Source organism: Lentimicrobium sp. L6 (assembly GCF_013166655.1).
Classification (GTDB): Bacteria; Bacteroidota; Bacteroidia; order Bacteroidales; family UBA12170; genus UBA12170.
The window spans coordinates 29956-44371 of record NZ_JABKCA010000047.1 but is presented as its reverse complement, the minus strand read 5'-3'; the positions used below and the strand labels follow the sequence as shown (position 1 = coordinate 44371).

The 14416-nt window shown below is 35.4% G+C and carries 14 protein-coding genes; 4 read left to right on the top strand and 10 right to left on the bottom strand.

Going from position 1 to position 14416, the window contains the following annotated elements; all coding sequences use genetic code 11:
- Positions 1-405 precede the first annotated feature (405 nt).
- From HNS38_RS12680 to HNS38_RS12635, 10 genes are all read right to left on the bottom strand, one after another.
- Positions 406-735 (bottom strand): SUF system Fe-S cluster assembly protein, encoded by a 330-nt coding sequence (locus HNS38_RS12680; protein WP_216663713.1) that lies wholly within the window; start codon positions 733-735, stop codon positions 406-408.
- 131 nt (positions 736-866) lie between these two features.
- Positions 867-1292 (bottom strand): SufE family protein, encoded by a 426-nt coding sequence (locus HNS38_RS12675; RefSeq protein ID WP_172346565.1) that lies wholly within the window; start codon positions 1290-1292, stop codon positions 867-869.
- A 12-nt stretch (positions 1293-1304) separates the two neighbouring features.
- Positions 1305-2519, bottom strand: coding sequence for a cysteine desulfurase (locus HNS38_RS12670; protein ID WP_172346564.1), 1215 nt, complete (start codon positions 2517-2519; stop codon positions 1305-1307).
- 2 nt (positions 2520-2521) lie between these two features.
- A complete protein-coding gene (gene sufD / locus HNS38_RS12665; protein ID WP_172282136.1) occupies positions 2522-3919 on the bottom strand; it encodes a Fe-S cluster assembly protein SufD in 1398 nt (465 codons plus the stop codon).
- A gap of 9 nt (positions 3920-3928) precedes the next feature.
- Entirely contained in the window at positions 3929-4684 is a 756-nt protein-coding gene (sufC, locus tag HNS38_RS12660) for a Fe-S cluster assembly ATPase SufC (protein WP_172346563.1), read from the bottom strand.
- A gap of 41 nt (positions 4685-4725) precedes the next feature.
- Positions 4726-6174 (bottom strand): Fe-S cluster assembly protein SufB, encoded by a 1449-nt coding sequence (gene sufB, locus HNS38_RS12655; protein WP_172282132.1) that lies wholly within the window; start codon positions 6172-6174, stop codon positions 4726-4728.
- A 282-nt stretch (positions 6175-6456) separates the two neighbouring features.
- On the bottom strand, positions 6457-7284 hold the full coding sequence (pyrF, locus tag HNS38_RS12650; protein WP_172282130.1) for an orotidine-5'-phosphate decarboxylase: 828 nt from the start codon (positions 7282-7284) through the stop codon (positions 6457-6459).
- Between the two features lie 9 nt (positions 7285-7293).
- Entirely contained in the window at positions 7294-8370 is a 1077-nt protein-coding gene (prfA, locus tag HNS38_RS12645; RefSeq protein WP_172282128.1) for a peptide chain release factor 1, read from the bottom strand.
- 280 nt (positions 8371-8650) lie between these two features.
- The gene (locus HNS38_RS12640; protein WP_172346562.1) at positions 8651-10129 is read right to left on the bottom strand and encodes a hypothetical protein; all 1479 of its coding nucleotides are present in this window, start codon (positions 10127-10129) and stop codon (positions 8651-8653) included.
- A 128-nt stretch (positions 10130-10257) separates the two neighbouring features.
- On the bottom strand, positions 10258-11148 hold the full coding sequence (locus HNS38_RS12635) for an aldo/keto reductase family oxidoreductase (RefSeq protein WP_172282124.1): 891 nt from the start codon (positions 11146-11148) through the stop codon (positions 10258-10260).
- 81 nt (positions 11149-11229) lie between these two features.
- Here HNS38_RS12635 and HNS38_RS12630 point away from each other — a divergent pair, with 81 nt between their 5' ends.
- The 4 genes from HNS38_RS12630 to HNS38_RS12615 all read left to right on the top strand — a co-directional run bounded on the left by HNS38_RS12630 (position 11230) and on the right by HNS38_RS12615 (position 14395).
- Positions 11230-12306, top strand: a complete 1077-nt coding sequence (locus HNS38_RS12630) for an o-succinylbenzoate synthase (protein WP_172346561.1) — start codon at positions 11230-11232, stop codon at positions 12304-12306.
- An 833-nt stretch (positions 12307-13139) separates the two neighbouring features.
- Positions 13140-13760 carry a DUF2975 domain-containing protein gene (locus tag HNS38_RS12625; RefSeq protein ID WP_172282120.1) on the top strand — a complete coding sequence of 207 codons (621 nt, stop codon included), beginning with the start codon at positions 13140-13142 and terminating at the stop codon, positions 13758-13760.
- Between the two features lie 5 nt (positions 13761-13765).
- Positions 13766-13978 carry a helix-turn-helix transcriptional regulator gene (locus HNS38_RS12620; RefSeq protein ID WP_172282118.1) on the top strand — a complete coding sequence of 71 codons (213 nt, stop codon included), beginning with the start codon at positions 13766-13768 and terminating at the stop codon, positions 13976-13978.
- 207 nt (positions 13979-14185) lie between these two features.
- Positions 14186-14395, top strand: a complete 210-nt coding sequence (locus tag HNS38_RS12615; RefSeq protein WP_172282039.1) for a hypothetical protein — start codon at positions 14186-14188, stop codon at positions 14393-14395.
- Positions 14396-14416 lie beyond the last annotated feature (21 nt).

Sequence of the window (14416 nt, the reverse complement as noted above, 5' to 3'; positions counted from 1 at the left end):
CTATTCTAATTCAGCTTGATAAGGCAGTCTGATTTGGTGCGAAACTTCAGTTATTAAAATAAGAATATTGCAATTATAAGGAATAGGCCAGAAATTAGAAAATACATAATTATTATCATTGCAATAGTGAGAGCGCCTTTAGGTGTTAAAGAAGGATGTTTCGTATTTACATCCTCATTAATTATCATTTTTTGCGAAAAATACTTCGACTTCCAAATGATAAACAAACAAATAGACACATGACTATACTCATTGATGAGCCTGTATATTTCACGAATGCTAAGTCTTATCCCGACAATTAAGCTATTGGTCCTTTAATTCCTTTAGGACTTAAAGTCATATTGAATATCTATCGGCATTGACCTTAGAAAGGTTAAGTCAGAGAATTTTGATTTGTTTTTGGTCTTACAAGAAACCCAAATCTAATTTGGCTTCATCACTCATTAGGTCTTTATCCCATGGTGGTTCAAAGGTGAGTTCTATGGAAGCGTCTTTAACGCCTTCGGTGGCTGCTACCTTCTCTTTAATCTCGTTTGGTAGCGATTCAGCTACTGGGCAATTGGGTGCCGTTAGCGTCATTACAATGTTTACGTGCATGTCTTCTTGTACATCTACCTCGTAGATTAATCCCAAGTCAAATACATTAACAGGGATTTCCGGATCGAAAATCTCTTTTAAGGCGGAAATGACATTCTTTTCCACTTTCATTTTATCTGTGATTTCTGGTGTTGCCATTTCTTGCTTTTCTTGTTTCTTGTCGTTTTTATCTTTTTTCTTGCCAAATCCAAACATAGTAGAAGGTTTAAAGTTTAATGTTCGAAGTTTAAAGTTTAATGTTCAAAATTCGATTTCAAAGTTTCAAAGTCTTATGATTCGTGTTTAGCTTTAAAGGCGAAAGCATAAAGCTTCATCTGTTTCACCATACTGGTTAATCCATTTGCTCTAGTAGGAGAGAGGTGTTCTTTTAATCCTATCTCTGCTAGGAAGTCTAGAGGATCGTTAATGATTTCTTCTGGACTTTGACCCGACATGGCTCTAATTAATAAATTTACAATACCTTTGGTAATCACAGCGTCACTATCGGCTTTAAAATAGATCAAACCATCTTTATAATCGGCAGAAAGCCATACTCTGCTTTGGCAACCAGAAATCAAATGCTGTGGATCGCGATGCGAATCCTCAATGATTTCCAAATCACGACCCAGTTCTATTAGATAATTATATTTATCCATCCAGTCGTCGAACATGGCAAACTCCTCAATAATCTCTATTCCTCTTTCTTTAATAGTCATTGTTCCGTATTTTTATGCAAACATTTCTTGTGTTTTTTCAATAGCCTCCACCAGGCGATTGATGTCTTCTTTAGTATTATAAATAGAGATAGATGCTCGAATGGTTCCAGGAATTCCAATTTTGTCCATAATAGGTTGGGCACAATGGTTTCCAGTTCTAACAGCTACACCCATATGGTCGATAATGGTTCCAGCATCAAAAGGATGTATATTATCCAAAAGAAATGAAATCACAGAAGCTTTTTTATCTGCAGTTCCAATTATCTTTAAACCCTTTATAGCGGATAATTTCTCAGTACCATAAGCCAATAATTCATCCTCTGCCTTTTTAATATTCTCAATGCCCAAAGTTTGCAAAAAATGGATGGAGGATTCTAAGCCTATCATTCCATCTACATTGGGAGTACCGGGTTCAAATTTATATGGCAATTCGTTGAAGGTAGTTTTTTCAAAAGTGACCTTGTCAATCATCTCTCCACCACTTTGCCAGGGTGGCATTTGATCGAGAAGCTCCTCCTTCCCAAAAAAGATGCCGATTCCCATGGGGCCGTACATCTTATGAGCTGAGAAACTATAAAAGTCCACATCCAATTCTTTAAGATTAAGAGGAGTGTGGGCCACTGCTTGCGCCCCATCAATATGAACTTTAGCACCTGCTTGATGGGCTTTCTCAATAATAGTTGCTATTGGATTAATCGTACCTAATGCATTTGAAACATGAGCCACCGAAACCAATTTGGTTTTCTCAGAGAGGAGGCTTTCAAAAACATCCATCTCCAAGTCCCCTTTCTCGTTAACAGGTATTACTTTTAATACGGCCTTTTTTCTTTGGCACAAAAGCTGCCAAGGGACAATATTTGCATGATGCTCTAACTCACTAACAATAATTTCGTCGCCTTCATGAATAAAAGCATCCCCAAAAGAATAAGCCAAAAGATTAATGCTTTCGGTAGTTCCTTTGGTAATAATGACTTCTTTTATGCTATTGGCTCCAATAAATTCCTGTACGGTAATCCTTGATTTTTCAAAAGCATCCGTTGCCAATTGCGATAAATGATGAACTCCACGATGCACATTACTATTGATGGTTTCATAATAATTTGAAATGGCATCAATAACCATCTGCGGCTTTTGTGTGGTGGCTCCATTATCTAAATAAACCAAAGGCTTTTTATGAACCTCACGGCTTAGAATCGGAAATTGTGAACGAATACTATTTATATCCATGATTAGTTGATTTTATCCAAGTCTATTTCGAAACTATATTCTGGACTACTACATTGTAGTACACATTGATCGCAAATGGATAATTCGCCTCTGAGGCGTTTTTTTACCATATCGTCAATACGATTGAGTAAGGTTTCAATTTTAATTGCATTGATGACTTCAGCAGCAAAAGCATACATCAATAAAAGTCTGGCATTATCAATTCCAATACCTCTTTGTCTGATATAGAATAATGAAGTTTCGTCAAGCTGTCCCATAGTGGAACCATGACTGCATTTCACATCATCAGCATAAATTTCGAGGAAGGGTTTCGAGTTGATCTTAGCCTTATCAGAAAGGATAATGTTGTTATTATTCTGGTAAGCATTGGTTTGCTGTGCATCGGGTCTAACGAGTATGTGACCGTTAAATACCGCATGTGCATAATCATCTACTATTCCTTTGAATAATTCTGTACTTACACAATTTGGAAAGGCATGGTCTACAAATACTTGATTGTCCACATGCTGACTTTTATCAGATAAATATAAACCTAATATATTTGATTCGCATCCTTCACCATTCAACTTATTATAAACTTCATTTCTGATGATTCCACCATTCAGCATCATCTTATTGGTAGAAACAAAAGCGTATCTTTCTTGATGAAAATAATCGGAGTTCACGATATAAGAATTATCGTTCAGGTTTTGAATTTTATAATGGTCTAAACGAGCATTCTCACCTACATAATACTCACTTACTGTATTCGTAAAGCTTCTTTTATAGTCATAAGAATCGTCACAGTGGATTAGTGTTAATTCAGCACCATCCTCCAAAATGATTAAATTTCTATTTTGAACAAAAGCATTTTCCTCTCTACCTACTGCATTAATCAATTGTATGGCTTGTTCTATTTTTACATTCTTAGGAACATAAACAAACAATCCATCCAAGAAAAGGGCAGTGTTTAATAGGTCGAAAGCTTTCACTTCGCCTTCTTTATGATATTTCCCGAAATGCTTAGCTACCAATTCTGGATATTTCTCAAAAGCTGCAGCAATGGAACCAACAATGGCACCATTGGACATCTCAAAAATGGGCTCGTCCTTATAAACATATCTTCCTCTATACAAATTTACAGTGAAAGCATCGAGTTCGTGAACATCACATTTAAATATTTCTTCTTCTTTAATAGAAGTATTGAATTCTTTGGTCCATAGAGCATAATCAAAGCTTAAGGCTTCGGTTAAATTAGTATCTCTCCATTTCTCCATTTTATGGTGTGGAAATCCAATCTCCTTAAAGCTCTCTAGAGCTTCTTGTCTGACTTTCTGCATCTCAGGACTAAAAGTCTGGTTCGCTTCTGCCAACCAAGTATCTAGTTTATCTAAAATCACAGGCTTTTTTTGCTGTCTCATAAAATTAGATTATCCGTTAACTTTTTGCTTAATCCACTCGTAGCCTTTTTCTTCCAATTCCATGGCTAGTTCTTTTCCACCACTCATCACGATTTTACCATCGAAAAGAATGTGAACCACATCAGGAACAATATAGTCTAAAAGCCTCTGGTAGTGAGTAATAACTACTGTTGCATTGTCAGGAGTTTTTAGTTTATTCACGCCATTAGCCACAATTCTTAAAGCATCAATATCCAATCCAGAATCTGTTTCATCTAGAATTGCCAATTGAGGCTCTAGCATAGCCATTTGGAAGATTTCGTTTTTCTTTTTTTCTCCACCAGAGAATCCTTCGTTTACCGAACGATTTTTAAGTTTTGAATGAATCTCCACAAGTTTTTGCTTCTCAGCCATCTTCTTTAAAAACTCACCTGCTGCCATGGGTTCTTGACCGTGGTATTTGCGAATTTCATTTAAAGAAGTACGCATAAAGTTGGTGATACTTACTCCAGGGATTTCCACAGGATATTGAAAACCCAAGAAAATACCTTCTTGTGCTCTCACCTCTGGTGCCATATCTGAAATGTCTTTGCCATTAAAAAGAATTTCGCCTTGAGTAACTTCATATCCGTCTTTCCCAGCTACTACATCTGCTAAAGTACTTTTACCAGTTCCGTTCGGACCCATAATGGCATGAACTTCGCCTTTGTTTATTTCGAGGTTAACTCCCTTTAAAATCTCTTTTCCATTTATCTCGACATGGAGGTCTTTTATATTTAGTAACATGATGTTTATGTTTTTAAATTCTATATTTTTTTGAGGAGGGTTTAACCTACACTACCTTCTAAACTAATACTTAATAATTTCTGTGCTTCCACTGCAAATTCCATAGGAAGCTGATTCAATACTTCTTTAGCATAACCATTAACGATAAGTCCAACAGCGCTATCCTGACTAATACCTCTTTGTTGGCAGTAGAACAGCTGGTCTTCCGAAATTTTAGAAGTCGTGGCTTCATGTTCCACCACACTGCTCGAATTCTGTCCTTCGATATATGGAAAGGTATGAGCTCCACATTTATCGCCAAGTAGGAGAGAGTCACATTGAGAGAAGTTTCTGCTGTTTGTAGCGTTTTTAGCCACTTTTACCAATCCTCTATAACTATTATGACTTCTTCCAGCAGAAATACCTTTGGATATAATGGTGCTCTTGGTATTTTTACCCAAGTGAATCATCTTACTCCCAGTATCGGCTTGTTGGTAATTATTAGTCACTGCCACAGAATAAAACTCACCAATAGAGTTGTCACCCTGAAGTACACAACTTGGATATTTCCATGTGATGGCTGAACCAGTTTCTACTTGAGTCCATGAAATCTTAGAATGGTCGCCTTTACAAATTCCTCTTTTGGTAACGAAATTATAAATACCACCTTTACCTTCTTTATTGCCTGGATACCAGTTTTGTACGGTAGAGTACTTTACTTCTGCATCTTTCATGGCGATAATCTCTACCACAGCAGCATGCAATTGGTTTTCGTCTCTTTGTGGAGCAGTACAACCTTCCAAATAACTCACATAAGAACCTTCGTCAGCCACAATAAGGGTACGTTCAAACTGCCCAGTATTCTGAGCATTGATACGGAAATAGGTAGACAATTCCACGGGGCATCTTACACCTTTCGGAATATAGCAGAAGCTACCATCACTAAAAACAGCATCGTTTAAGGTAGAGAAATAATTATCTCCTTGCGGAACTGCTTTTCCAACGTATTTTCTGACCAATTCAGGATGTTTGTGAACCGCCTCACTAAAGGACATAAATACAATTCCCAATTCCCCTAAGGTTTCGGAGAAAGTAGTTTTTACGGAAACACTATCAATAACTGCATCTACAGCTACACCAGAAAGACGTTTTTGTTCTTCTAATGAAATTCCCAATTTATTGAAGGTATCCACCAATTCAGGATCCACTTCATCCATGCTTGCTAATTCCTTTTTCTCCTTAGGAGCAGCATAGAAATAAATTTTTTGCAAATCGATTTCTGGAATTTTGAGGTGAGCCCAGTCTGGGTTTTCCATCGTTAACCATTTCTTATAAGCCTTCAAACGGTATGCTAAAAGCCATTCTGGTTCATCTTTTTTTGCTGAAATATAACGGACAGTATCTTCGCTCAATCCTATGGGAGCAAACTCTGTTTCTATCTCTGTTACAAATCCATATTTATAGTCACTCGACGTTACATCATCAAGTATTTTTTGTTCATCTTTTGCCATAATTATTCTTATTTAGAATAAATTAAAATAGAGCCGCAAAGATACGAAAAATAAGGGATATAAATAGGTGGGGGAAATACTTAAATTCATGTTAAGTTAAATTTTTCTGATGTCAATTTGTTAGAATGATAATCTCTTAATACGAGACTGAATTGCTTTTGAAATTTGAGGCTAAAAGTAAGGGGTATCAATTGTTTCAAAATAAGCAAAATATTGTTGTTAAAAAGAAGAAAGACCATCAATTATTTGATGGTCTTTCTGTAATATCTTAATTGAATTTTCTTATAATTTACGAGCTAAAATCTCTTCCATTTCACGTTGTAATTTCTTGGCTTCTGTTCTAGCTTTATTAGCAAAATCTTTTCCATGGCCAGCATAAATAATTCCTCGAGAGGAGTTAACCAATAAGCCTACATGACTATTAAATCCATGCTCAGCAACTTCATGCAAACTTCCGCCTTGTGCGCCAACCCCAGGCACTAATAGAAAGTGATGCGGAACAATATCCCTAATTTGCTTCAGCATTTCAGCTTTAGTAGCGCCAACCACAAACATCAAATTATCTTCTGTTCCCCATTTTCTCACTGCTTTTAATACACCTTCGAAAAGTCTGTTCTTTTCATAAACGGATTCTGTGAATTGAAAGTCAAAAGCACCCTGATTAGAAGTTAAGGCCAAGACAATGGCCCACTTGTCAGGATAGTTCAAGAAGGGGGAGATGCTGTCTTCGCCCATATAGGGAGCTACAGTTATAGAATCGAAACCCAATTCTACAAAAAAGGCCTCTGCATATTTTTTGCTGGTATTTCCAATGTCGCCTCTTTTTGCATCAGCAATAGTGAATAATTGATCACCAAAAGTATTTAAGTATTTAATGGTCTTTTCTAAGCTGATCCAACCTTTAGATCCCATGGCTTCGTAGAAAGCAATATTGGGCTTGTAGGCCACTGCTAAATCATGAGTAGCATCAATGATTTGTTTATTGAATTCGAAAATAGGATCTGCTGTTTTGAGCAGATGCTCTGGAATTCGGCTCATATCGGTATCCAAACCAATACATAAAAATGATTTCTTCTTGAGTATGAGTTGATATAATTCTTTTCGATTCATGATTAGGGCTTATAAAGAGTTTTCTTGTTCTTTTAGTCTTTCAGCATTTTCAGCCATTTGTAATTTGTCAATGATTTCTTGAATGTCACCATCAACAATATTACTCAAGTTATATAAAGTAAGGCCAATTCTATGGTCCGTTACTCTACCTTGCGGATAATTATATGTTCTAATTTTAGCAGAACGGTCACCAGTACTTACCATGGTTTTTCGTTGAGCAGAAATCTCATCCATATATTTTTGGTGTTCACGCTCATAAATTCTAGAACGAAGCACGGCCATGGCTTTGTCAAGGTTTTTCAGTTTTGATTTCTGATCCTGACAAGTCACCACGATTCCGGTAGGGATGTGAGTTAATCGGATAGCAGAGTATGTGGTATTTACCGATTGGCCACCAGGACCAGAAGAACAATACTCGTCTCTCTTAATATCTTCTTTTTTCAAATCAATATCAAACTCTTCAGCCTCTGGTAAAATAGCAACAGTAGCAGCAGAAGTATGAACGCGACCTTGAGTTTCGGTTTGAGGTATTCGTTGAACTCGATGTACTCCTGATTCATATTTTAAGGTACCATAAACATCTTTCCCACTCACATTGATGATGATTTCCTTGAATCCTCCAACAGTACCTTCCGTAACATCTACAGTCTCGAATTTCCATCCTTTGGTATCACAGTATTTCTGATACATACGGAATAAATCGCCTGCAAATATACTAGCTTCATCTCCACCAGCTCCAGCACGAATTTCAAGAATGGCATTCTTTTCATCGGTTGGATCTTTAGGGATGAGAAGAACTCTAATTTCTTCTTCTAATTCTTCTTTTCTGCTATTGAGTTCAGATAATTCTTCTTTGGCCATGGCCAAAAAATCCTCATCAGACTCCGTTTTTATTATCTCTTTTGAAGACTCTATATTCTCGACTATATTTTTATATTCTTCGTAAGCCACAACAATGGGCTGTAATTCTTTATAATCTTTATTGAGCTGAACAAAACGCTTCATGTCTGATATCACATCAGGGTCGGTCATTTGTTCACCTATTTCATCGTATCTGGTCCTTAAGGCACCTAATTTATCTAACATCTTGGAAAATTTGTGCAAAAGTACAAAAATATCTGCTATCTAATTATATCAGTAGCTTTTGTGTAATTTATTGTGCTGCAGTTTGTTAGTGCGTGTAAGGTCTTGGTGTTGAATATTTAACAGCCATATTCTTGGTCTTTTTGATTTTTGAATAGAATGTTAGATGATAGAAATGCCACAGAACTTTTTGTTTTTAAGTCTCAAGTTTAATGAGATCTCTTAATATATGGATGCTGAACAAGAGTAGTATAGAATCTCCCGAACTGTGAACAAAGAACCGCTAGCCATCTTCCAATAATAATTCTTCATGGTCAATACCCAATTTTTTCATTAAACCTATAATGCCTTCCTTTACTCGTTCGGCAGTTTTGAAATTTCCAGTTTTTAAAAGATGTTGATATCGGTCTAGAGCACTTTTGATCAGTTTTTGAAGTTCATTTTCGACTTGTAAATCATTGATGATTTCTATGGGATATTGTTTTTGAATGTCGCTGGCTTTATTGAGGTAACCTATGGCCATATCAATTCTTTGATGTTCTATGGCCTGCTTAGAGACTTGTATATACGAAAGGTAGATGTCATAAACAGCCTTGGCTTTAAAATGATTAAAAGTGCTGGAAGAACCAAGGTAGTCCGCATTTTTATAAAAATAATTAAAGCGGTCAATTTGAAACAAAGCTTCATTGGCTCTTTTATCGGCCATTAATTCTTTGATGAGTGCTAAGCTGTTTTTTTGAATGCCATATTCAAAATTTTCCCATTCATTTTGAATATTTAATTGAAAAAGCAATTCCTTCATCTCCTTTTTACAAAAATGACTTGTGTTTTTGATTTCAAACTCAAAATATAAATCGCCATATAAATTGGTAGATTCAGATGAAAATCTCAATAAATCTCTTTCCACTTGAATATATGCCTGACTAAGTGATTCCAAATCGGAGTCCGAAAATTCTTGAGGAAGTTTTAATTTCAAATCTTCAAGTTCCCTTTCGAGAATAAACTGTCGGATACTTATTTTCTCTTGTAAATTTTGTGGATCGCTATGGTGAGTGATAATGAGCTCTTGATAGAACTCTAATTGCTTCATCTCTTTTAATACTTGTAGCCAACGGGTTTTTTCAATATACTGCAGTGTTTCATCATTAGCCTCCTCTAGATTTTCTATTTTTGAAACCCACTCACAAGCCATTTGATAATCGTTGACTAAACTCCACCGATGTACAAACTCTTTTTCATTATAAAGGAACTTCCAATGAACTTGTTCTAAGCTCAGTTCCCAATCGTCAGAATACCGCTGATGTTTGAAATGAAAATAGAGGGAAGAACTAATGGTGTCGATATCTGAAATTGGTTTTACATAAATTAATTCGGAACCATTGGAGTAGAAAATTTTAAGACTTGAAAGCAGTGGTAATATTTCCTTTCTAAAATCAAAGTCATATAGTTTAGTATGACCTTGAATAATGGGAGGCCTAAAGCTAATAATGGTCTCAAAGCCTTTGCCTTGGTTTTTTAATACTTTATAGTTGACCTGATAGGTTATACTAGATTTAATATCGGAAATATCTTTAGAATAAGCATAAGAGAGGGCATGGGTAAGTCTGGTCTTTTCTTTATTATGCTCAGGTGCATTAAATTGATAGCTTATTTCTGCTAGTCTTCCATTCTTTAATAACTCTTGGTTATACGAATTCTCACTTATCATCAGAAATATGATGAGAAGGCAAGTGTGGCAGTTTTTATTTAAAGAAAAATTCAAGGTTTTGTATCAGTCAGTTGGCTGCAAAGATATCATTGTGTAGGGTTTGTATTTGATTGTATTTTCTTTTTTATCCACAGGTTATTCTTGATAGACTAAAAGCACAGGTGCCCAAAAAAAAATGGTTGTTATGGTAATTCCTCGCCATAAGCAGCAATATAAATACGATACCATTGTTCCATATTCATTTCTATGCTTTGAGCTTCAACAGCGGTTTTTATTCTTCTCAGCTTTCCTGAACCTACTATAGGAATCACCTGAGCAGGATGCTTCATTAACCACGCATAGGCTATCACATCAATGGAGGCAATTTGCAATTCCATGGCCACTTGTATTAAAGCCTGTCTTACATTAACGCTTTTGGGATTACTAGGGTTGAATAGCATTCCTCCAGCTAGGGGTGACCATGCCATAGGCTGAATTTTTTCTTTCACAAAGAAGTCCATATTCCCATTCTCAAAATGCTCTAAACAATAGGGAGAGATTTCAACTTGATTGCTTACTAAATCCATATCACAATACTTTTGCAACATTTCGAATTGGAGGATGCTAAAATTACTTACTCCAAATTGTCTCACTTTTCCTTGTGCTTTAAGTTCAGAAAAGGCTTTCGCAGCTTCTTCAGGTTGGAAAAAGGGAGCCGGACGATGTAAAAGGAGTAAATCGAGATGTTTAGTATTTAAGTTCTTTAGTGATTGATGAACTGAATCCATGATATAGTCATAGGAATAATCATAGACTTTCAGTTTTCTTTCGGGGAATTTATCAGAATTCAGTTTAATACCGCATTTACTGATGATTTGTATATTCTCTCTTAATTCTGGTTTTAATTTAAGCGCATCACCAAAAAGGGCTTCACAACTATAATTACCATAGATATCAGCATGGTCAAAGCTGGTGATGCCTAATTCTATGCATTGCTCGGTGAGTGTTAAGAGTTCTTGCGGACTGAGTTTCCAGTCGGCTAATCTCCAATGTCCATGAACAATAGGAGAGAGTTTGAGTTGTTCTTTAGTCATACTAATATTTTAGATGGTCAAAATTAAATATTTTGAACGATTTATAAGCAGCAATTTTTGATATTAAATTATCTTTACCACATGAAAGTGAAAATTGAGAAATATCCATTGATATTTAAAAATCCTGCGGGGACATCCAGAGGAGTTTTAAGAACTAAAAATACCTGGTTTGTGAAAGTTTTTGAGGAGGCTAATCCAAATCATTATGGTTTGGGTGAAATCAATATGTTCGAAGGCTTGAGCTCCGATGACTATTCTGGGTTTCATGATATAATCACTGATACTCAGGGTGATACTTCATGTTATTTAAATGATATTCATGGCTCTTTATTGGATTTTCCTTCTATTAGATTTGGATTAGAGATGGCTTTGAAGGATTTTTCTCAATCTCAAGACCGAATTCTTTTTCCTTCAGATTTCACACAAGGAAAAATGGGAATCCCTATTAATGGATTAATATGGATGGGGACTGAGGAGGCCATGAAAAGCCAAATCAGAACCAAATTAGATAGTGGATTCCGGTGTTTGAAGTTGAAAATTGGAGCCATCGATTTTCAGCAGGAGTTGGAGATTTTAAAGTCTATTAGAAAAGAGTTTAACGAGAAAGATTTAGAATTACGAGTTGATGCCAATGGAGCTTTCTCAGCAGACAATGCGCTCAAAAAACTCCATTTGCTATCTCAACTCAAGCTTCACAGTATAGAGCAGCCTATAAAGCAAGGTCAGTTAAAAGAAATGAAGAGTTTATGTGAAAAGACTCCTCTAGCCATTGCCCTCGATGAAGAACTGATTGGTGTAAATCATCTGGCTCAGAAAAAAGAATTAATTGAGTTTATTCAACCTCAATATATTATTCTAAAGCCAGCCTTAATTGGAGGTTTTAAATCCTCGAAAGAATGGATTAATGAAGCAGAACACCATAATATTGGTTGGTGGATTACCTCTGCCTTGGAAAGCAATGTGGGCTTAAATGCCATTGCACAATGGACTTATTCTTTGAAAACTAATAACTATCAAGGTTTAGGAACAGGCCAGTTGTTTACCAATAATATATCTTCTCCTCTTGAGATAGATGGTGAAAGGTTGTTTTATCGTGATAATGAAAATTGGGAAGAGCCTAATTTTTCTTCATTCCGACAGAAAGGTCTTAAGAAATAGTTTTTGGTTCAGCGGCATTGTGAAGTCTAAGGCGTAAATAGTTCAGCATTATCTATGAAGATTTCATAAGTGGTTTTGTTAGGTCAAACTAAAATACATTATAGTAATCTCATTTTGTTTCCTTTAAGATGTCAATATATAAATTTCAATGAATACCCTTTTTCAAAAAAGGGTAACAAAAATAGCCGCTGTATCAAAAAGTTTACTCCATAAATTGCTTTCCGGAAAAACAATAAACTCCTCCTTATAGTGAGATTCTACGAATACTCACTAACGAGCTCAAACAGTATTGTTTTTTTATCCTTCAATCCATTTACTCCGCTAAACAGCTTTTTGATAAGGCAGATGGAAACTTCCTTTGGAAGTTTTTATAAACTTTGCTTGGGTCTATACTTGATTCCTAAATTGATTTGAATCTCTCATCTATATTAATAGTATAATGATATTTGAGAGCTAAAGCTGCGGCGCTGTACAATATTTATAGCCGATGCAAGCGTCCGGTTAAATAATAACACCTTATCTTCTTGCTGCCAGCTAGGTGTAGAGCGGTAGTTTCTGGTTCAGCAGCATTGTGAATTCTAGGGAATGTATGGTTCTGCTATTTCATAAAAGAATTAATATGTGGCTTCCTTATTATACAATATTTTGATTTGCTACATCTTATTTTAATACTTGTTTCACTCCATTAACTCTATCGTTCAAGAGAAAAACCTTGTAATATCACAAATATATAAATATCGAAAATCAAATATAATACATCGAAAAACAATAAATAATACTTGATTATTGATGATAAATGTGTTTTCTTTGCATAGAAATTAAAACTAAGAACTATGAAAGCAAAACCAACAAGTGTGAAAATTATATATTGGATGACCAATATTTTATTTTGGATATATGCCGCAGCTTCTCTATTTGCCATCTTTTTTGCTGGCGGTATTATTTTAGGATTATTAAACAAAACCCAACTTCACGTGGGAATGCCCATAGCAATGGATTTAAATGAGATGGGTCTGATGCATTATAATGGAGAAAGTGTAAATGTGGAATTGGTGGAAATGTATGGAAAGCTACACTTTGTGGATGCCACAAGTAAAGTAACCAGAGTATTTGGGTATTTTATGTTGGTAGCATTAAGTCTTGGCCTATATATTTTCATGACTTTTAAAACCTTCATTACCAATGTTTATCATGGAGATTATTTCGACCGTGGAAATATATTATTGTTAAAACGAATTTCTTATGCATTAATAGCCATGTGGTTATTTGCCATCTTTTATGCAGCCTTTCAGAAATTCTATATGTTAAAGCATATCACTTTTGAAACAGTGAGTGTTTCTGGAGATTATCAAACCTTCAATGGAGTATTGGTGGTGGCACTAATCCTTTGGGTTTTGTCGCATATCTTTCAAAAAGGAGTAGAGTTAGAAAGAGAAAATGAACTAACCATATAAAAATCATGGCCATAATAGTAAATTTAGATGTGATGTTGGCAAAACGAAAGATGAGCCTCACCGAACTTTCACAAAGAGTAGGAATAACCATGGCCAATTTGTCCATATTGAAAACCGCAAAAGCTAAGGCCATTAGATTTTCAACCTTAGATACCATATGTGAAGTATTAGATTGTCAACCCGGTGATATATTAGAATATCAACCAGAAAACCAATAATGATGAGTTTGAGGTGTTTAATTATTTCGTAGTTTAATAGTCTCTATTTCAGGATTATAAAAGCTTATTTCTAATACGCTGAGAACTAATTATTTTAGAGCGTACTTTTTTCGCTCCCCTTGGGGTTGGGGAAAACGAAAAAAAGTTTCATATCATATTGTTTGGTATATATCTTTTAATAAGTACTAACCAGAAAAATAAAAAACCATGAGTAAAGAGAAAGTAGTAAAAGAGTATTTTATAAAAACAGGATTAAAACTAGAATGTGTGATTTGTAAAGAAACATTGTTCTGGACTAGAGAAACACTAATGAACACAAAAGGCATGACCTTTTTTAACTTAGAATGGGCCAATAAAAGTGCAACTAACTTTGTTTGTAATAATTGTGGCTATGTTCATTGGTTTTTAGCAGATTAGTTTTGTATTTTTACCGCAAAT